At 38.0% G+C, this 18,608-nt stretch carries 22 protein-coding genes, 1 tRNA gene and 1 pseudogene; 9 read left to right on the top strand and 15 right to left on the bottom strand.

What is annotated here, in order from left to right; all coding sequences use genetic code 11:
- Positions 1-4 precede the first annotated feature (4 nt).
- Together flgM and flgN are read left to right on the top strand one after the other, a co-directional pair.
- On the top strand, positions 5-325 hold the full coding sequence (flgM, locus tag ABX891_RS13810; RefSeq protein WP_002959436.1) for a flagellar biosynthesis anti-sigma factor FlgM: 321 nt from the start codon (positions 5-7) through the stop codon (positions 323-325).
- Entirely contained in the window at positions 318-749 is a 432-nt protein-coding gene (gene flgN / locus ABX891_RS13815; RefSeq protein ID WP_039484691.1) for a flagellar protein FlgN, read from the top strand. The genes flgM and flgN overlap by 8 nt, the downstream gene beginning before the upstream one ends.
- Positions 750-775: 26 nt before the next feature.
- On the opposite strand, the gene ABX891_RS13820 is transcribed toward flgN, so the two are convergent.
- From ABX891_RS13820 to ABX891_RS13830, 3 genes are all read right to left on the bottom strand, one after another.
- Entirely contained in the window at positions 776-1,036 is a 261-nt protein-coding gene (locus ABX891_RS13820; RefSeq protein ID WP_354629731.1) for a LapD/MoxY N-terminal periplasmic domain-containing protein, read from the bottom strand.
- Positions 1,036-1,743, bottom strand: coding sequence for a transglutaminase-like cysteine peptidase (locus tag ABX891_RS13825; protein ID WP_024589974.1), 708 nt, complete (start codon positions 1,741-1,743; stop codon positions 1,036-1,038). Before ABX891_RS13825 ends, ABX891_RS13820 begins: the two co-directional genes overlap by 1 nt.
- Positions 1,744-1,890: 147 nt before the next feature.
- Positions 1,891-2,349, bottom strand: a complete 459-nt coding sequence (locus tag ABX891_RS13830; protein ID WP_024593173.1) for an LPP20 family lipoprotein — start codon at positions 2,347-2,349, stop codon at positions 1,891-1,893.
- 140 nt (positions 2,350-2,489) lie between these two features.
- Here ABX891_RS13830 and ABX891_RS13835 point away from each other — a divergent pair, with 140 nt between their 5' ends.
- Positions 2,490-3,683 carry a flagellar assembly protein FlgT gene (locus tag ABX891_RS13835; RefSeq protein ID WP_354629732.1) on the top strand — a complete coding sequence of 398 codons (1,194 nt, stop codon included), beginning with the start codon at positions 2,490-2,492 and terminating at the stop codon, positions 3,681-3,683.
- On the opposite strand, the gene ABX891_RS13840 is transcribed toward ABX891_RS13835, so the two are convergent.
- On the bottom strand, positions 3,680-4,579 hold the full coding sequence (locus ABX891_RS13840; protein WP_354629733.1) for a LysR substrate-binding domain-containing protein: 900 nt from the start codon (positions 4,577-4,579) through the stop codon (positions 3,680-3,682). The genes ABX891_RS13835 and ABX891_RS13840 overlap by 4 nt on opposite strands.
- Positions 4,580-4,691: 112 nt before the next feature.
- On the opposite strand from ABX891_RS13840, the gene ABX891_RS13845 reads away from it, so the two are divergent.
- The 6 genes and pseudogenes from ABX891_RS13845 to ABX891_RS13870 all read left to right on the top strand — a co-directional run bounded on the left by ABX891_RS13845 (position 4,692) and on the right by ABX891_RS13870 (position 9,321).
- Positions 4,692-5,420 (top strand): glutathione peroxidase, encoded by a 729-nt coding sequence (locus tag ABX891_RS13845; RefSeq protein WP_197098613.1) that lies wholly within the window; start codon positions 4,692-4,694, stop codon positions 5,418-5,420.
- Between the two features lie 80 nt (positions 5,421-5,500).
- Positions 5,501-6,949: a dihydrolipoyl dehydrogenase gene (locus ABX891_RS13850; RefSeq protein ID WP_354629734.1), complete on the top strand. Its 1,449-nt coding sequence runs from the start codon at positions 5,501-5,503 to the stop codon at positions 6,947-6,949.
- A 144-nt stretch (positions 6,950-7,093) separates the two neighbouring features.
- Positions 7,094-8,026 (top strand): annotated as a pseudogene (locus ABX891_RS13855) (exopolyphosphatase).
- A 111-nt stretch (positions 8,027-8,137) separates the two neighbouring features.
- A complete protein-coding gene (locus tag ABX891_RS13860) occupies positions 8,138-8,455 on the top strand; it encodes a hypothetical protein (protein ID WP_354629735.1) in 318 nt (105 codons plus the stop codon).
- A gap of 4 nt (positions 8,456-8,459) precedes the next feature.
- Positions 8,460-8,642 carry a hypothetical protein gene (locus ABX891_RS13865; protein ID WP_354629736.1) on the top strand — a complete coding sequence of 61 codons (183 nt, stop codon included), beginning with the start codon at positions 8,460-8,462 and terminating at the stop codon, positions 8,640-8,642.
- A gap of 127 nt (positions 8,643-8,769) precedes the next feature.
- Entirely contained in the window at positions 8,770-9,321 is a 552-nt protein-coding gene (locus ABX891_RS13870; RefSeq protein WP_064435328.1) for an ADP-ribosyltransferase, read from the top strand.
- Between the two features lie 199 nt (positions 9,322-9,520).
- On the opposite strand, the gene ABX891_RS13875 is transcribed toward ABX891_RS13870, so the two are convergent.
- The 11 genes from ABX891_RS13875 to ABX891_RS13925 all read right to left on the bottom strand — a co-directional run bounded on the left by ABX891_RS13875 (position 9,521) and on the right by ABX891_RS13925 (position 18,546).
- Positions 9,521-9,595, bottom strand: a tRNA-Arg gene (locus tag ABX891_RS13875).
- Positions 9,596-9,667: 72 nt separating this feature from the next.
- Positions 9,668-10,342: a FlgO family outer membrane protein gene (locus tag ABX891_RS13880; protein ID WP_154903503.1), complete on the bottom strand. Its 675-nt coding sequence runs from the start codon at positions 10,340-10,342 to the stop codon at positions 9,668-9,670.
- Between the two features lie 8 nt (positions 10,343-10,350).
- Positions 10,351-11,052 (bottom strand): FlgO family outer membrane protein, encoded by a 702-nt coding sequence (locus tag ABX891_RS13885; RefSeq protein ID WP_354629737.1) that lies wholly within the window; start codon positions 11,050-11,052, stop codon positions 10,351-10,353.
- Between the two features lie 13 nt (positions 11,053-11,065).
- A complete protein-coding gene (locus ABX891_RS13890; protein WP_039484754.1) occupies positions 11,066-11,659 on the bottom strand; it encodes a FlgO family outer membrane protein in 594 nt (197 codons plus the stop codon).
- 48 nt (positions 11,660-11,707) lie between these two features.
- Positions 11,708-12,298 (bottom strand): SPOR domain-containing protein, encoded by a 591-nt coding sequence (locus tag ABX891_RS13895; protein WP_354629738.1) that lies wholly within the window; start codon positions 12,296-12,298, stop codon positions 11,708-11,710.
- A gap of 106 nt (positions 12,299-12,404) precedes the next feature.
- Entirely contained in the window at positions 12,405-13,088 is a 684-nt protein-coding gene (locus ABX891_RS13900) for an SPOR domain-containing protein (protein ID WP_354629739.1), read from the bottom strand.
- 463 nt (positions 13,089-13,551) lie between these two features.
- Entirely contained in the window at positions 13,552-14,823 is a 1,272-nt protein-coding gene (locus tag ABX891_RS13905) for an IS4 family transposase (RefSeq protein WP_354629740.1), read from the bottom strand.
- 332 nt (positions 14,824-15,155) lie between these two features.
- Complete coding sequence (gene galU / locus ABX891_RS13910) at positions 15,156-16,034, bottom strand: UTP--glucose-1-phosphate uridylyltransferase GalU (RefSeq protein ID WP_007583126.1); 879 nt, start codon at positions 16,032-16,034, stop codon at positions 15,156-15,158.
- Between the two features lie 23 nt (positions 16,035-16,057).
- On the bottom strand, positions 16,058-16,909 hold the full coding sequence (locus ABX891_RS13915; protein WP_354629741.1) for a thymidylate synthase: 852 nt from the start codon (positions 16,907-16,909) through the stop codon (positions 16,058-16,060).
- Positions 16,910-16,919: 10 nt separating this feature from the next.
- A complete protein-coding gene (gene lgt, locus ABX891_RS13920) occupies positions 16,920-17,723 on the bottom strand; it encodes a prolipoprotein diacylglyceryl transferase (RefSeq protein ID WP_007583122.1) in 804 nt (267 codons plus the stop codon).
- Between the two features lie 13 nt (positions 17,724-17,736).
- Positions 17,737-18,546: a sulfite exporter TauE/SafE family protein gene (locus tag ABX891_RS13925; protein ID WP_007583120.1), complete on the bottom strand. Its 810-nt coding sequence runs from the start codon at positions 18,544-18,546 to the stop codon at positions 17,737-17,739.
- Between the last annotated feature and the right edge of the window lie 62 nt (positions 18,547-18,608).

Below are 18,608 nucleotides of genomic sequence, written 5' to 3' on the forward strand. Positions count from 1 at the left end.
TATTATGGTTAATCAAGTTAATGGCAGTAATCAACAAGCTAATGCGTTAACAAATGCAAAGCAGCAACAAGTTGATTTAAAAAAAGATAACGCAAATACACAAGCTGCTCAGGCCCCTTCGCCTAAAGCTGCAAGTGATTCTGTAAGTTTAACGCCGCAAGCGCAGCAATTAAAAACGCTTCAAGATAAAGCACAGCAATCGCCTGGCTTTGACAGCGATAAAGTTGCTGAGCTAAAAAAAGCAATAACTGAAGGTAAATACCAAGTGGACAGTGAAAAGCTTGCTAAAAACTTAGCTGATTTTGAGTTTAACGTGTATGGCTGATCATAATAGTTTAATTAGCGTAAAGCTAAACCAACAAGTAAGTTGTTTAGACTCTTTACACACGCTATTAAACGATGAGCTTACTGCTATTGCCTCACGACGTGGTGCTGGTTTAAAAGAAATTGCCCAACAAAAAATGTCTTTTTTAACTAAGCTAAGCACTCTAGATAAAGAGCTAAGTAAGCTAATTGCCAGTAACGATACACAAAGCCCTGAAATATCTGAGTTAATAAGCCAAGTTAAAACTCAACTTGCGCAATGCCAAAAACAAAATAATGTTAATGCTCATGCTGCCCGTCAAGCCCAGCTTAGTGTTAAACAATTAAAAGAGATATTAATTGGCGCACCAACGTCAATGACCTACGACCAAGCCGGTAAATCTGTAAATACCGAGAGTAAACTGGTTCGTAATCTAAAAGCGTAAGCCCAAAATTTTACATTAAAAAAGCCTTATTGATTTATCAATAAGGCTTTTTTAATGTCCTCAACGGGGTCCTTGTCTAATTGGCTGATCATTAACGCGAGTGAACTGGCGTTATCTACATTTTTTAAGTACAGCTGGGTCGAAAAATAACTTTTAGCCGAATTAGTGCTAATTAAAACACTACTTATAAAGCCTACAAAAATAACAATTAATAATGCAATCCACAGCTCTTGCCTGAGTGTTATTTTTCGTTTTTTAAGATACTTAGATAAGGAAAATGATGCCATTACCACATAACTCCTTCTTTGGTTGTCTGCTCCAAAATTTTACGCCAGCGTGAAAGTCTTGCTGTTGGGCTGGCTACACTTTTGGTTGAATTATTAGCCCATAAACCTTGGCTGTTAAAGCTAAAAACAGGGCTTAAATCTACACGTTTTGCAGCAGGTAAAACCTTTGTTATTAAACTGTCTAAAATAAGTGGCTGAGCGTTTGGTGTAGCAAAATAACCTAACACCATATGTGCTTGCGTTTTGTTAGTGCCCGCAATTTTTGCTTTTACATAAATAAGGCGTAACTTGTCGTCGCTCACCCCTAGGGCTCTCAAGCTTATATACTTTGCTATTGCGTAATCTTCACAATCACCTAAGCCTCTGCCTAACGTTTCTAAAGGGGTTGCCCAATAATCGTTTTGTTTCCATAGCAAAATATCAGTTTGGTAGCGTAAATTACGCGCAAAAAAATCATTAACAATAAGAATTTGTTGTTGCTCTGGTTTGTTTTGAGTTTGTACCAACATACTTTGCCAGTTACGTGCAACAGCCGCTCGCGCAGGTCCATATTTTTGACCCATCAGCTCAATAAAGGTATTAAATTGAATAGTTAGTCGGCTTGCAAGCACACCACTAGAGAGTACAAAAAACAACAATAGGTAGCGCAAATTGGCTTTGCACCATATAAATAATTTAGGATTTAAATGAGTTGGCTTAAACGCCATTTACAGAGCCACTGTTAATATAAGTGGCAATAAAATACATCTGTTGAGCACTACGCAATCTGCTTAAAAATTAATCCTAACAACAGCATAGCACTCAATATAAGAGGATGAGATATTTTGAATAACTTTTTTAATTAACTGGGCTATTTAGTAATAAGTTACTTTTTTAACTTCGCGTGGTTTTACTTCACCTATGTATAAATCGTGCACACGCTTCATATTAAGCTCAAGCTCGGTCACGTAAGTGTCATCTACTGCGTAAGTTTTAATTATTTGTGCACCTTTAATAAGCCCCTGCACTTTACTTTCTAGGTAATCGTCTTGAGCAATTGAACCTTCCACCGTTGTTCCTGCGGTAATTTTTTGCCCATATACTTGCTCAGTAAGCTCGCGGTAAGCCTCAAGCTTAGAAGCCTTAATTGCCATAAGTTGCTTTTGCGACAGGTTAGCGCCTTTTTGCAAGCTAATAGGTGCATACCCTATCGCTTTTAAAACGGGGTAATTATTTGGCTCTACATATTTATATTCAACATGCTTATCAAAAACGCTGCTACAACCACCTAAGGTTAAACACCCAAGTGTAATAAGTAATGAAATTGCTCGCATAGCATTTAGCCCTTGTATAGTAATTAGCAGTACATATGCACGTTTAATGCCATTTATAGCATTACTAATAATTACCAAATAACATTGGTACAGTCCTTGCTCTACCTAGTTAATAGCTAACGTTTAATTGGAGTAAAAGTATGAAGTCGTTTTTATCATTGGCATTTGCAGGATTAAGTGCAACGGCATTATTAACCTTCTCCCCTTTTACTAAAGCGCAGTGGTATGAATCAACGGGCCACGCGAACGTCCAAAATGGCGATACGAGCACAGCTAAATCTGCCGCTATAAAAGATGCGATTACACAAGCGTTAGTGTTCTCTGGCGCACGGGTTAGCTCTGTGCAAACCTTGGTAGATGGCGTATTAATGCAAGATCAGCTAAAAATTAGCAGCCACGGCGAAATTCAAAAAATTGAACTGGTCAGCGAAAATAAATACGACAATAAATTTGCCGTTACATTACGACTCGATATTTTTTCTCAAACAGAGCAATGTCCACAAAATAGTTTTAATAAATTTGTGGCCGTTACACAAAGCCAACTTGTTCATCGTGAACACGCTAAAATGGGTCAAATATTTGACGTAAGCAAAGCGATTAGCAAAAATATTTTTACCTCCCTGCAAAAATCAAAAATGAGCGCAGTACCTATTGCTTACTATAATAATGCAATAAGCGTTGATAAATACTTTTCGCAGCAGCACGACTATTCAAACGCTCAATTAGAAGAAATATCTTCGCGCAGTAACGCTCAATATGTTCTGCTTAGCCAAATAACCAGCCTTTCGACTAGCGACAAACTCAATAACGATTATGCATTTTGGCAAGACGAAGCGTATGAGCGCAGTTACAACATTGAGTTTGCACTGTTTGATGGCACTACCTATGAGCAACTTTGGCAAAATAGTTACCATACTCAAGCAATTTGGCCATTTGAAAAAACAACCATAGTTGATGTTAATAGTGATAGATTTTGGCAATCGCCTTATGGGCAAAGCATAACTGATATCAACCAAGCAGTAAGTTATGACATTCAAGCAGCCATGGCGTGTTTACCTACTCAAGGTAAAATAATGCATATGGAAAATAGCAAAATCGTTATTAACTTGGGTAAAGCTCATGGGTTAAAAAAAGGCCAAATGCTAAGCATTGCGCACCATAACTATTTAACCGACGCGGCAGGGAATGTTATGCCGCACACCATTACCACGCTTAATAAAATTCGCGTAGAGCAGCTTTATCAGCAAACCGCAGTAGCAGTCAGTATTGATGACAAACCGCTACCTGGCGTGCAAATTAACGATGTAGTAGAAATAATCAGCCAAGATCTTTAGAGTTTTTTACTCAATTTAGCTTTTAAATTAGGGTGAGCCGATAACCACTCGCCCAATAGTTCTACACCAGATAAGTGCGGATAATGCTTTCTGCATGCAAACACCACATTACGCTGCTGATTAGGGAATATAGGCAAGTAATCAATCCCTACACGGTCGGTACATGCCAACTTTGGTACAAATGTAATACCGTCATCCATAGCCACTAACGCTAATAATGTTTCTAAACTATTACCTTTATACTGGTTAGATACATCGACCCCCGCAGAAAAACAAAACTTTTGGGCTTGATCTTTAAAGCAATGGCCATCACTTAACATTAATAGGCTGCATCCTTGAAGATCGCTCAGCGCTACTTTTTTATGCTTAGACAGCGCGTTATCGTGTGATACCGCCACTAAAAAATCTTCTTTGTATAAAGCAACCGTATGGTAATTAATAAGCTCTGGCACATCGGCTAAAATAGCAAAGTCGAGTTCCCCCTTGTTTAAAGCTTCTAAAATTGTTGCTGTTTGCATCTCAATAAACGAAAACTGGCTATCAATAAATGCCGCTTTCATCGATGTTAATAACGCAGGCAACAAGTAAGGCGCAATGGTAGGAATAATACCAATAGTTAATTTACCTTGTAGAGGCTCGTTAGAAGTAGCAGCAAGTTCTTTGAGTATTTGCGTATGTTCTAAAATAATCTCTATTTGTGTCAACAAACGTTCACCTTTTGCTGTTAAGGTAACTTGCTTGGTTGAACGATCAAATAAAGTAACGCCAAGCTCATTTTCGAGTTTTTTTACTTGGCCACTTAATGTAGGCTGGCTTACAAAACATGCATCGGCAGCTTTGCGAAAGTGTTTATATTGCGCTATTGCTTTTACATATTCAAAATCTTTTAAGTTCATATTCAGCTCTACGTGATAGTTTATAACTATCAGTTTAATACAAACAAACGATTGGAACTATATTTAATTATTCACCATAATGGCTATCAACAAATCAAGAGGAACAAAAATTATGTTAAACAATATCGAAGGTCAAACAATCCCAAGTGTTACATTTGCAACTCGTCAAAATAACGATTGGAAATCAGTAACAACAGATGACATTTTTAAAGGTAAAACGGTTGTAGTGTTTTCACTACCAGGTGCATTCACACCAACATGTTCATCAACTCACTTACCACGTTACAACGAATTAGCAGGCGTACTTAAGCAAAACGGCGTTGACGAAATTGTATGTTTATCAGTAAACGATACCTTTGTAATGAACGCATGGGCTGAGCATCAAGAAGCGCAAAACATTACTTTATTACCAGACGGCAACGGCGAATTTACTGACGGCATGGGCATGTTAGTAGACAAGAGCGACCTAGGCTTTGGTAAGCGCAGCTGGAGATACTCTATGCTGGTTAAAGATGGCGTGATTGACAAAATGTTCATCGAACCAGATTTACCAGGTGACCCGTTTGAAGTATCTGACGCAGACACAATGCTTGATTACATCAACCCTAAGCAAGCTAAACCAGAACCTGTAAGCATCTTTACTAAACCTGGCTGTCCTTTCTGTAAAAAAGCAAAAGAGCTTCTTGCAGAAAAAGGCTTCGCATATGAAGAGATTGTTATGGGTGCAGGCGCATCACTAACAAGTCTAAAAGCTGTATCTGGTCGTGACACTGTTCCACAAATATTCATTGGTGGTAAACACATCGGTGGTTCAGACGACTTAGAAAAATACTTTGCTTAATTGATAAGTAAATTAAATACCTAACGTTAGTAGGTAAAAAATAGGGGCTTTTATGCCCCTATTTATTAGAGGAAAATACTATGAAAGAATTGCAAACCGATGTTGTTGTTATAGGTGCTGGTACTGCTGGTTTAAGTGCTTACCGTAACGCTAAACAGTTTACACAAAACGTATTAATGATCGAATCAGGCCCATACGGCACAACATGCGCACGTGTTGGTTGCATGCCAAGCAAATTATTAATTGCCGCAGCCGAAGCCGCACACGCAATTGAAATGGCACCTGCATTTGGTGTTCATAGCTCAAAGCCAGTCATTGATGGCAAAGCAGTTATGGCACGCGTTAAAAGTGAACGAGATCGTTTTGCAGGATTCGTAGTAGAAGCCGTAGATGAATTACCAGAGGGTGATAAAATTCGTGGCTACGCTAAATTTTTAGACACAAACCGCGTACAAATAGACGACCATACAATTATTACAGCAAAACGCTTTGTAATTGCTACCGGTTCACGCCCTTCATACCCTGGCGTATTTAATAACTTTGGCGACAAACTTATTATCAACGACGACGTATTTGATTGGGATGACCTACCAGAATCAGTCGCTGTATTTGGCCCTGGTGTTATAGGCCTTGAAATTGGCCAAGCACTTAGCCGACTAGGCGTAAATGTAAAACTATTTGGTGTAGGCGGCGCAATTGGCCCACTTACAGACCCAGTAGTAAAAGACTATGCAAATACTGTTTTTGCTGAAGAATTTTTTGTAGATACCGACTCAAACGTATCTGACATGATGCAAGTTGGCGACAAAGCGCAGCTAACTTACACCGACAAACAAGGTGAAAAGCACACCGAACAGTTTGACTACGTACTTGCAGCCACAGGCCGAGTACCTAACGTAGATAAACTAGGCCTTGAAAACACCGGTATTGCGCTTGATGAACGCGGCGTACCGCACGCAGACACGCACACAATGCAATGTGGTGAATCGAATATATTTATAGCAGGTGATGCAAGTAACATGCTCCCATTGCTACACGAAGCATCTGACCAAGGTGCTATTGCAGGTCAAAATGCTGGGCGCTTCCCTGATGTACGTATAGGTCTGCGTAGAGCAAAAATTGCAGCCGTATTTAGCGACCCACAAATAGCAATGGTAGGCGAAAGCTACAAGCAAATTACTGACCGATTAGGCCCATGTGGTTGTTTTGAAGTAGGCGAAGTCAGCTTTGAAAATCAAGGCCGCAGCCGAGTAATGCTAAAAAATAAAGGCCATATGCGAGTATACGCAGAGCAAGGTACAGGCTTATTTTTAGGTGCTGAGTTTATTGGTCCACAAGCCGAACATATTGCTCACTTACTAGCATGGGCTGTACAAAACAAAATGACCATACCAGAAATGCTTGATATGCCATTTTACCACCCAGTAATTGAAGAAGGGCTACGTACCGCCCTTCGCGACTTAAACGCCAAACTTAAATTTGGCCCAGATATTGTAAATTCATGTATGGAATGTGGCCCAGGCGCATAACCAATTTACTACACATACAAACTTGCTAAGTAAAAGCCAAAACTAACGTTTTGGCTTTTTTTTATAATTTTTTTGAGCTGACCTCTCAAAAAAAATTTAGCTGTTACACTTAATTGATAATTCAATTAAAAAGATGGAATAGCTATGCCCAATAATAAATTTAGACTAGTCACTCGCAGCGATTTTGATGGCTTAATTTGTGCCGTATTGCTCAAAGACTTAGACCTAATTGACGATATTTTATTTGTTCATCCAAAAGACATGCAAGATGGCAAAATAGACATTACCGAAAACGACATTACGACCAACCTCCCCTACGTTGCAGGCTGTCATATAGCATTTGATCATCACCTTAGCGAAACCGTTCGTAACTCAAGCGACATAAAAAATCATATCATTGATCCAGAAGCCCCATCAGCAGCTCGCGTAGTGTAAGACTACTATGGCGGCGCTGAAAAACTTCCAAATATTTCTGTTGAAATGATGGACGCGGTAGACAAAGGCGATGCTGCTCAGTTTTCAAAAGACGAAATATTAAACCCAACCGATTGGGTATTAATGAACTTTATTATGGATGCGCGAACTGGACTTGGCCGTTTTCGCGAGTTTAAAATTTCAAATTACCAATTAATGATGAAACTGATTGATGCGTGTAAAGATCAGAGCATCGAAGAAATCCTACAAATGGAAGACGTAGCCGAACGTGTTGCTTTATATAACGAGCATAACGAAAAAGCCAAAGAGCAAATTTCTCAATGCGCTACCGTTCATAAAAACTTAGTAGTCCTTGATTTAACTCAGGAAGAAACAATTTACGCCACAAACCGATTTGTTATTTATGCCATGTACCCCGACTGCAATATCTCGATTCATAAAATGTGGGGCCTTAAAAAGCAAAATGTAGTGTATGCCATAGGTAAATCAATAACTAACCGCAGTTCAAACACCAATGTTGGCGAACTGTGCCTTAAATACGGCGGCGGCGGCCATTTAAATGCAGGGACTTGCCAAGTAGAAACAAGTAAATCTGAAGCCGTGCTTAGTGAGTTAATCGATAAAATTACAAGTGATGGTTAATATTAACTTACAATAACCAGAGTCATATAATAGCTCTGGTTATTTTAGTAGAATGAGTTTTAATCACTCTTTTTCATATAAATTTCTGTAATCATAAAAAATAATGACCTCATGTTAGATACTAAAAACTTCGAAAAAACACTTTATCAAGATACCAAAAAAGCATTTAAAAACATTATACAAAAATACGGTAACGATCTTTATGTAATGGGCTTTTACCACACAGGTAGCTACTCACTACTTCCAATGTTTAATACCTTATCGGGTTTAAAAAAAGTATTTGAAGAAGAGTACAGCAATGATGTAAGTAGTTTCTACTTGGCTAAATGGGATCCAGAAGACTACCCTACGCTTGAGGATTATTCCGAATACTTTGATGAAACAACTCTAGAGTGTCAAAAACTAGAAAACAGCATTACGGAAAATTGATTGTATGTCGAATATATTTGAAAGAACTATTGATGGTTCTTTAATCACCAATGCTTCTTGGCAAGATCAGTATGGGATTCACCCTAAAGCGCTCATTGAGTACGTGAGAGATCATTGGTTATGGTCTGTTGTTGTTATCATAGCTATAATTTCAGGGCTTGTTGGAAAAATAGCAGGTTTGTTCTAAATATATTGTCTTTACTAAATAAACATAACTGTAATTGTTTCTAGTTTTCAATTAAACATAAACCCAATGTTAGGTAATTAACATCGTCCAAGCTCAATAGATGCTTTTAGAGAATATTTAACAAGTAATGCAATCTAGTTTAAAAAGGCTACTCAAAGTAGCCACTTATGATCAGTTCTGGAATATGGTGCAATTAAACCATAGTAAGGTAAATCAAGAAGTTAAATTAATAAAAGATGAGGCCATTGCACTCTACGCATATACGCTTTGTCACCCACCATTATACAAGGAGATAAATAAGGCTCTACGGGATGGTGATACGAATAATTTTATAATTAAATTAATAGATTCAGGAATTAAAAATCTCCCAATTTACCGAGGGAAATATGTTTTTAGATGGACTTTACCTCTGCTTGAAGAAAAGGAAAAATTAGATAGTTATGAAGAAGTATTTGAAAAAGCTTATTTAAGTACATTGAAATTTCCTAATGAGATTACAATGGCAGATCCTGAGTGCATTTTGTTTAAAATTGAACATTTGAATGGCCGTGATATAGCTTTATACTCTGATGATTATTCTATAGATATTCAAGAGGTTATATTGCCAAGAGGTTCGAGCTTTATCAACACTTTGACTCGATGTGATGAAATTGACTATATTATTAGGCAAGTTACATAAAGCTAATGGGGTCAAATTTTGACTTCATACATTAAAAATCTTCAATGTCTGCTCATGGCACAAAACAGCCTGAATGTAATTTGGGTACTTTAATAAAAAAGGACAGCGCTAAATTCTTAAACTTCAATTTACTCTGCTACACATGTGCTACACAGAAAAAAGATGGGGAATGAATTAATTTGTAACTCATTGATTTAATTGGTAGCCCCTGCAAGAATCGAACTTGCAACTGCCCCTTAGGAGGGGGCCGTTATATCCATTTAACTAAGAGGCCACAAATAAGCTGTGTGCTTAGAGGTGTGAATTATAACGGCATCTGGTTTTTTATATCAAGCGACAACTGAACTTAATTGCTTGATAAGTATATATCTTCTTTATTTAGTACATAAATTGGGATTAGTTTTCGACTACTCGCGACGATTTTTTTTGTATGCGCGTTAATTACACGTGTATTTACAACAACAGCATCACTGCGATAAATTAATGTACCCGCTAATACATGGCTCGCCATTTGATCTTCGCTAAGCTTTTCAATATCACGCGAAAAAGCAAAATCACCACGACTATTTACATCTATTGTTTGGGTTGTTTTAAAATCAACCACGCCATAACCAAACTTTTGTAACTGATGAATTAACGTTTCTGAAATTTGATTACCCAATTGATTACTTTTAGTAAGCGATGAATCAAGATCGACCAAGGTAGTAACGGCAATATTAATATTGGTGTCGGTATCACTTTCAAACTCAAGCGTATCAACCAAATCAAGTGCCATTTGCTCTACATAGTTAGCAAGTGTTTTATGGTGCTTAAGTGGTGTGAACTGCTGAGATGGATCGTATTCAACTTGCGATTGTATTGCTTGATTGTTATAAGCAACATTAAGCTGATCATTACCACCGTTTACTGTGTAATCTGTTCGTGTTGTGTTTTCGTTATGCTCATTATTTTGCGTCATTGAGCAGCCTGTTAACCCAATTAAAGTAGTAAATCCAACGATAGTAATTAGTATATACGACATAGTTAGCCTCACTTGCTTGCTTGCTTAAGCATTATGCCATCAGTGCGGTAGTTACTATTAAGTGCATCAACAACTGACTGCGGAATAAAACCTTGCGCAGTGCCTACTACGGCTTTGCTTTGCAGCCCAATAATACGTGCATTTACAAGGACTCCTCCTTGACTACTCACTAATGTTCCAGCGAGTACGTATTTAAAGTTTTGATCTTGGTTAAGCTCTAAATAATCTCGACTAAATACAAAGTCTCCTTCAGGTGTAACACGCATGTAGTCGGTTGTTTTAAAGTCAATAACGGGTATACCAAAATTATGTAGCTCGTGCATAAAACTTTCGGATATTTGATTACCCAGTAAACTACTGTCATTAAAATCATCATCTAAAAATACAAAACTTGAAACAGCTAATGGTGTTTTTCCATTAACATATTGCAGGTTTTCAACCATGTCTTGCATTATTCCGCGTACATAATGATTTATGTTCTTTCGCATTGGCGGAGTCGGCTTAGTATGACTATTTTTTTGAGCAAAGTGCGATTGAAATAAACGGTCATTGGATACTGGATCTGCAACATCACGCTGATTATTAACGAGTTGCATTGTTTGGTTATTATTTTGAACCTGGGCCTCGTCTGTACCTGTATTCATACCACTTAGTATATGCGAACAGCCAAAGCCCAAAGGTAAACAGAGGGTAATTAATAGGTTTCTCATTTTGTGCTCCTGATTAGTATTCGCTGCGGTATAAGTAGCCATCGCGTTGCTGTATTTTTTCATTGCCCCACATTACATTAATTGGGATCTCGGTACTTCCCGCAGAGAGCACTTGTTTATTTTCAATATTCACAAGCCGTGCATTAACTATGTATGCATGCTGCTGACGAGTCACTGTTCCTGTGATAACTAAGTCAATATTTTGGCGGTTTCGTAATTTACTTAAATCGCGACTTAAAATACTGTCTGAGTTTTCTGATAAAGAGAGGTTATTCCCAAGTCTGTACTCAACGGTGTGATAACCCAGTTGAGTAAATTGTGTAAGCAGACTTTCTTGGATCTGCTGACTTAAGCCTGAGGCCTGCCCTGTCACTAATTTTGTATCTAGTGCATCTGCATAAAAGAAGCTACTAACGCCAACACGTGCATTAGCATTTAACGCTCCATTTAGGTGGTTAAGTTGCGAAGTTAAATTAACTACATAATCATTAACCGTAAAAGGAGCCATGGCCGCTTTAGATGCATTTGTAGGCACACTTGGTTCTGGTGGTGGCACCAAGTTACAAGCAGCTAAATTTAAAAATAATAAAGGCAGTAAAAGGCGCATAATTGCCATCCTCTTCAAAACATACTGAGGGTGAAGCAATTTGTATGCCTATATCGTACTTCTGTAAGGTTGTTGAACATAATAGCTAACAAAACATGTTACTTGTTGCTTTATAAGGGCTAAACAATCACTTTTTGCGTCCGCTGAATTACTATAAGCACCTAACTTCAATCGATAAAAAGTTGTGTTATTAACACTTACGGTTTCTACATTTATCTCAGTGGGTGAGATAATATTTTGTGGTATTTTTTCTTGGAATTCGCTGAGCTTCTTTTGCAATGCATTTTTATTTTTAAAAGCGGCAATTTGTAAAGCAAACAATGCCGAGTGGGTTTTTAATATACTTTCGTGATTAACTTCATCATTTACAAGAGTATTTAGAGCATCAGAATCATTTAGTTGTTTTAGATTAGTAGCAAGCTGCGTTAATTGATTTTCTAACTTGAGTAGCTCCTCTACTTTTGGTTGAGAGCTTTCCCATTGTGCCGCAGAGATTTTGAGCTGCTCTAAATCAGACTTTTCAATAAGAATCGGTTGCGGGGTTGCTTGAGCCATTTTAACTTGTTGAGATGAGTTACATGCAGATAAAACAAGTACAACCATTAGCATCATGCATTCTAAACTCCATTTTAATAACATTTAACTTCCCTAAAATGACGTTGTTTAGGGGTTATTTATCCCCTAAACGTATTTAATTATGAAGGGTGTATTTTATGGATAAACAATTTTTAAGCAAGTTTCTTAACTACAGCCTTACTGGCTTATCGGTGTAGTTACTTACTATGCAATCGAGTTTGTACAGCTTGAATACGTCACAGTCTGCTTTTGCATTTTTAAAGTTTTGGTAAGAGCCAAGTTTTAGCCTGTAAAACATTTTGTCGTTTATTTTGGCGGTTTCTACGTTAGTCAATATTTTGTCTCTAAACAACGGTGCTGCTTTAGTATTTAGCTCTTGCCATGCTTTAGCCACACCTTGCTCTGAGTCAACCGAAGCTACCTGCAAAGCAAATACATGTTTTGGTTTATTTAATTTTACAGCTTGTTTTTTATTACTGTAGTTTTGTTTAACTTGTTGGCGTGATTTAACATTACGTGTGTTTCGAGGTGAGCGTACAGACTTGCTGCTATACCCTTGATTAGCCTGCGCAATAGCTTTGCTGTTTATAATATCAATATGATTTACGAGGTAAGTTATTTCTTTTTCTAACCTTAAGATTCGCTCTATACCTTCGCGTGCTTGTTGCCACTGCATTGCAGCATCTTTTAGCTGAGCAAGCTCCAAGGCTGTAATTGAGACGTAGTCAGGCGAGTTATTTTGAGGTTGTTCGTCAATAGTTTTTATTTCAGGCGTAACGCTGCATGCTGTGCCAAATAAAAGCATTAGCAAGCTAAATAAAAGCCCAATGTTATTTTTTTTATATATAAACATGTATTAGTTGTCCTGAAAGCAGTGTTTTTACACTACATTTCAGTTAAACATTCTCACAAGAAAGCGTTTAACTTTATTTAAGCTGTGAGCTATAAAACTTAGCTCTTCGCATGCTTGTCAGTATTTCGTAAAACACAACGTTGCATACTCCACCCCTTCCTTGAGAGCATTATTTAATACAAATTCAATGCCAATTAACACAAACTTTACAACATAAATAACAATATGTCTGTAATGACTTAAAAACTTTTATTTTAGAGCTATTCCTTTCCTTATTTTATTCTAGGGCCTGTTGACCTTTCAGGATTAAAATTTGTTCAATCTAGGGGCCATTTAATCGCGGCGCGAGGTTTGTAACCTAGTGGGCTAAGTAAAAACCGAGTAAAGCTTCCGCGTCCTGCTCACGCCCCTTACCTACATCCATGTCATAGGTAGGTACTTAAGAAAAACATTAAGTACAGCCTTAAAAATTTGGCTCTACCCCATACTGAAATACTCCTGTTTTTCGATCGCGTTTGGGGTGTGCCCTAGCTGCATTTTTCCTCAGAAAGTCAAATGCTCCATTAACTGCATTTAACAATCCTTTCCTATGCTTCCTAATAATCGCTGTTAATATGGCAATCCACCAAACACCCGTTGTTTTTGCTACTGTCATTGTAGACATTTCAGTTTTAAATATCTTTTCAATACAGCCAGTTAAAAATCTTTTAAGCGTGGTTACTATTAAACTTACATAAATTAGCGCCTCTTGTAAGGTTGCGTTTGATGTTTGAAAGCCGCGTAAATTATTATAAGACTTACACTCCTTAAAAAGTAATTCAACCTGCCAGCGTAACCTATATAATTTGCCTATTTCAGTCGCTGTAAATTCATCAATAGATAAATTAGTGACTAAAAATGTATATTGTTTTTCTTTTTTTGACCAATACCCAACGACTCTTGTTAGCTTGTTTTTTATGCTAACATTCATATCAATAAGATCATTTTTAGGTAATTCGGGAAGCAATTCACATAACTTTGGGGAATGACTTCCTGTTAATTCCTGTCCATTTTGCTTAAAAGCATTATGTACTCTGACTGCTTTTAATCCCTTCGCTCTTAATACGTAAAATCCTCCTGCTTTATCTAATTCATGAATATAACTACCTGAATAATATCCTCTATCAGCAAGTAACAACTGTCCTTTCAACTCTTTAAATGTTGGAAGTTCTTCACGTTCAGAGTAACTGTCTGGTGTTATACCTGCTTTTTCAAAGCAACCTTGCGTTAAATTTAAAGTAGCATGCAATTCAATGGCTGCTGGACACGTATTTGAAAATCGCCCAGGAAAAACATCTTTTAAAGAACGATGAAGCATAATAGAGCTACCGTCCTGAATTAAAATATTCTCAAACTTGCACAAATCTTTTTTAGTGTACTTAAGCGCATCATTTATCCAACAATTAAAAACTCTATTTGTTACCTCTCGCATTAGTTCAGCTAGTTCAGGTTTAACTAACTGGTTATGAAAAGGCTTATACTTAATAGACTGCCCTGTTAGCTGGTTATAAACTCTTAATATTTCGGATAAATAGATCGTTTTTTTATCCCCAAGCGCAGCAACAAGAATAACAACCATATGAAATGCGGTAATATTTCTTTCTCTTTTAGTAAATGCTACTTGTTTACCAAGTCGGTTCAGTTTTTTTTCACTTAGGATACTTTTTAACTTATTAATAAAAATGTTAGCATTCATTTGAAGCTCTTTTCTTGATTCTGTGGTTTGTGTGGTAACAACCATTTGATCATGAATTGAGCTTCAACTCAATTTCTTAAGATCTTACCTATGACATCCATGTAGGTAACAAAGAGTAAATTGCCCCGAGGCAGAACCCTTCGGGCAGCGCATGTTTTGCATCTATGCTACGTTATCGCCTATTTATGGGGAATAACCACACTACATAGGCTCTGCCTTGCCTAAATACCAAACAACCTGCTGAAAATCTAACCTCGAAAGATAAACAGGCCCTAATAAAACTCATAAAAAAAGGCGCCGATATAGGCGCCTTTCATGTTTTACGTTAACTGTTAAATCAATTTTTTAATAAATGATTTTAATTCATCGGCAAATTCATCGCGACGAAGTGCAAATTCAATCGTTGCTTTTAAGTAACCAATTTTACTTCCACAATCGTGGCTACGGCCTTTTATAGCGTATGCATCTACTTTTTCGTGTTCCATTAACATCGCAATTGCGTCAGTTAATTGAATTTCGTCGCCTGCACCTTGCGGAGTTTTTGCAAGTAACGGCCAGATATTTTCGCTTAATACGTATCGACCCACTACAGCTAAGTTTGATGGAGCTTCATCTACTGGCGGCTTTTCTACCATATTAAGAATTGGTGAGCTTTCACCTTGCTTTAAGTCAACATCACCTAAATCAACCACACCAAACTGGTTAACTTGTGCCATTGGTACTGGTTCTACCATAATTTGGCTGTGCTTGGTTTTCTCAAAATTAGCGATCATTTCTGCTAAGTTATCTTTTTTAAGATCGCTCTCTACATCGTCAATAATTACATCTGGTAAAATAACTACAAACGGTTCGTTACCAATAATAGGCGCTGCACAACTAATAGCATGGCCTAAGCCTTTTGCTTCACCTTGGCGTACGTGAATAATGGTTACGTCTTTAGGGCAGATTGCTTGCACTTCGGCAAGTAGTTGCCGCTTAACACGCTTTTCTAAAGTAGCTTCTAGTTCAAAACTTGTATCGAAGTGATTTTCGATTGAATTTTTACTTGAGTGCGTTACTAACACTATTTCTTTAATTCCTGCAGCAACGGCTTCGTTTACTACATATTGAATTAAAGGACGGTCTACCACTGGCAGCATTTCTTTAGGAATTGCTTTAGTGGCTGGTAACATACGAGTACCAAGGCCCGCTACTGGGATCACTGCTTTCATTTTATGTTTTCCTTAATCTTTTATTATACTGAAAATGGATATTGAATCGCTTCATGGCATTGATAGCCTGTTACTTCAAAGTCGTCTCGTGTTACCCACGTTTCTATGTCTTCTAATGATTTAATTTTTGGATTAATTTTTAACTGAGGTGATTCAAATGGCTCACGCGTTAACTGCACGTCTCGCATCAGTTCAAGTTGGTTTTCGTAAATATGTGCATTAGCAATTTTATGATACGCCTTACCCGCTTTGTGGCCGGTAATTTGAGCCACTAACGCAAGCAACACAAAACACTGAATTTGATTGAAATTAAGGCCAAGCGGTACATCACAGCTTCGCTGGTATGACGTTAAGTATAGCGTATCGCCAAGTAGTGAAAAAGTGTGCGTATGCATACACGGGCGCAAACAACCAAGCTCAAACTCACCTGGATTATAAAACGTGATTATTTCACCACGGTCATCAATGCCATTTTTTAAGTTATCAATAACTTTGGAAAGCTGATCAAGCGTTGAGCCATCTGGACGTTGCCAACCACGGCCTTGTACGCCATAAACACGCCCCATGTCATCCTCACCTTTACGGTTAGGGTTATTAAGCCATGCGTTATTATCGTTCGCGTTGGCATCCCATGTTTTACAGCCAATCTCACGAAACTGCGCAGCGCTGTCGTAACCGCGTAAATATCCTAGTAACTCAGCAATCGCTGCTTTGTAGTAACTTTTGCGCGTCGTGATCATTGGAAACTTATTATTAGCCACATCGTATTCTAAATCGGCATTAATAACGGTTAAACAACGCGTACCTGTACGTTTGTTTTCGACCCACTGACCTTCGTCAACAATACGCTGACATAATTTTAAATATTGTTTCATGCTTTTCTTATTATGCCTTAGCTGTTTTAACGTGTTGTGGTTGCTTATATGCCCAAATTAATAAACCTAAACCACCCACTATCATAGGAAGTGACAATATTTGTCCCATTGAAATAAAGTCGGCAAATAAACCTAGTTGTGCATCGGGTTGGCGGAAATATTCAATACAGAATCTAAACACGCCGTAACCTAATAAAAATACACCAGCTACGCTGCCTGCTGGACGTGGTTTTTTAATAAACCATTGCAGGATTAAAAACAGTACTAAGCCTTCAAAAAATGCTTCATATAATTGCGATGGGTGACGCGCAAGCGGACCGCCCGTTGGAAATACCATTGCCCATGGCACGTCAGTAACTCGGCCCCATAACTCACCGTTTATAAAGTTACCAATACGCCCTGCTAAAAGCCCTACAGGAACAAGTGGTGCAACAAAGTCGCCTACTTGAAGCAGTGACTTTTTACGCGTCCACGAAAAAATTGCGACGGCGGTTATAACGCCAAGTGTTCCACCATGGAACGACATACCGCCCTGATCTATCCTAAATAAATACAGTGGGTTTTCTATAAAATAACTAAACTGGTAAAACAATACGTAGCCAATACGCCCACCCAGTATTACCCCTAACATGCCGTAAAACAGTAAATCGCTTACTTGGTCTTTAGTCCAACCCGAATTTGGCTTTGACGCTTGACGATTAGCAAACCACATCGCAAATGCAAAACCTATTAAGTACATTAAGCCATACCAACGTACGCTTAGCGGTCCAACAGAAAAAATAATTGGATCAATTTGAGGAAACTCAAGTGCCATAAAAAATAAACCTTTAGCTAAAAACCATTTTAATTGCGATAACTACAAGCAGCACCGCGAAAACTTTCTTAATTGTATTAACAGGTAAATAGTGAGTTGCTTTGGCGCCAATGGGCGCAACAAACCACGAGGTAATAACAATCCCAAATAATGCAGGTAAATAAACAAACCCGGCAAAACCATGCTCTAAATCGGTAACATGCCAGCCTGCGCTGATGTAACCAATAGAGCCAAATAATGCAATAACAATTCCGCACGCTGCCGCGCAGCCAATTGCTTTTTTTATATCAACCGAAAAATAATTAAGCATCGGTACTATTAAAGCTCCGCCGCCAATCCCTATTAAACCTGATAACCCGCCCATTATTGCAGAAACGCCCCCTAAAATAGGACCAGCCGGCAACGGTTTTTCTGACATCGGTTTATTACGCGCGGAGAGCACCATTCTTGCTGCAATAAATACAACACTTATAGCAAACACTGTACGTAATATTTGTTCAGGGATTAAACTTGCTGCAAAGCCACTAATAAGTGCACCTAAAGCCACACCCGACATAACCCACGGGGCGATTGCCCAAGGCACATTATCATTTTTATGATGAGCCAGCGCTGAAGACGTTGAAGTAAATAAAATAGAAGCGAGTGAGGTTGCAATAGCAATTACTAATACATGATCAGCCGACGTTACATTAAATGAGAGTAGCAGAGTGGTTAGTACTGGAACGATAATTAAACCGCCGCCAATGCCTAGTAACCCAGCTAAAAACCCAACAATACAGCCTAGTAGTGCGCAGCTTGCGACTAACAAACCTAAGTCATACATAGTAATCTCAAATACCCTTTTAAGGTTTATATATTAAAGGATTATAAAACTAATAGCATCTG

The sequence above is a fragment of the Pseudoalteromonas sp. NCIMB 1079 genome, assembly GCF_040567695.1.
Classification (GTDB): Bacteria; Pseudomonadota; Gammaproteobacteria; order Enterobacterales; family Alteromonadaceae; genus Pseudoalteromonas; species Pseudoalteromonas distincta.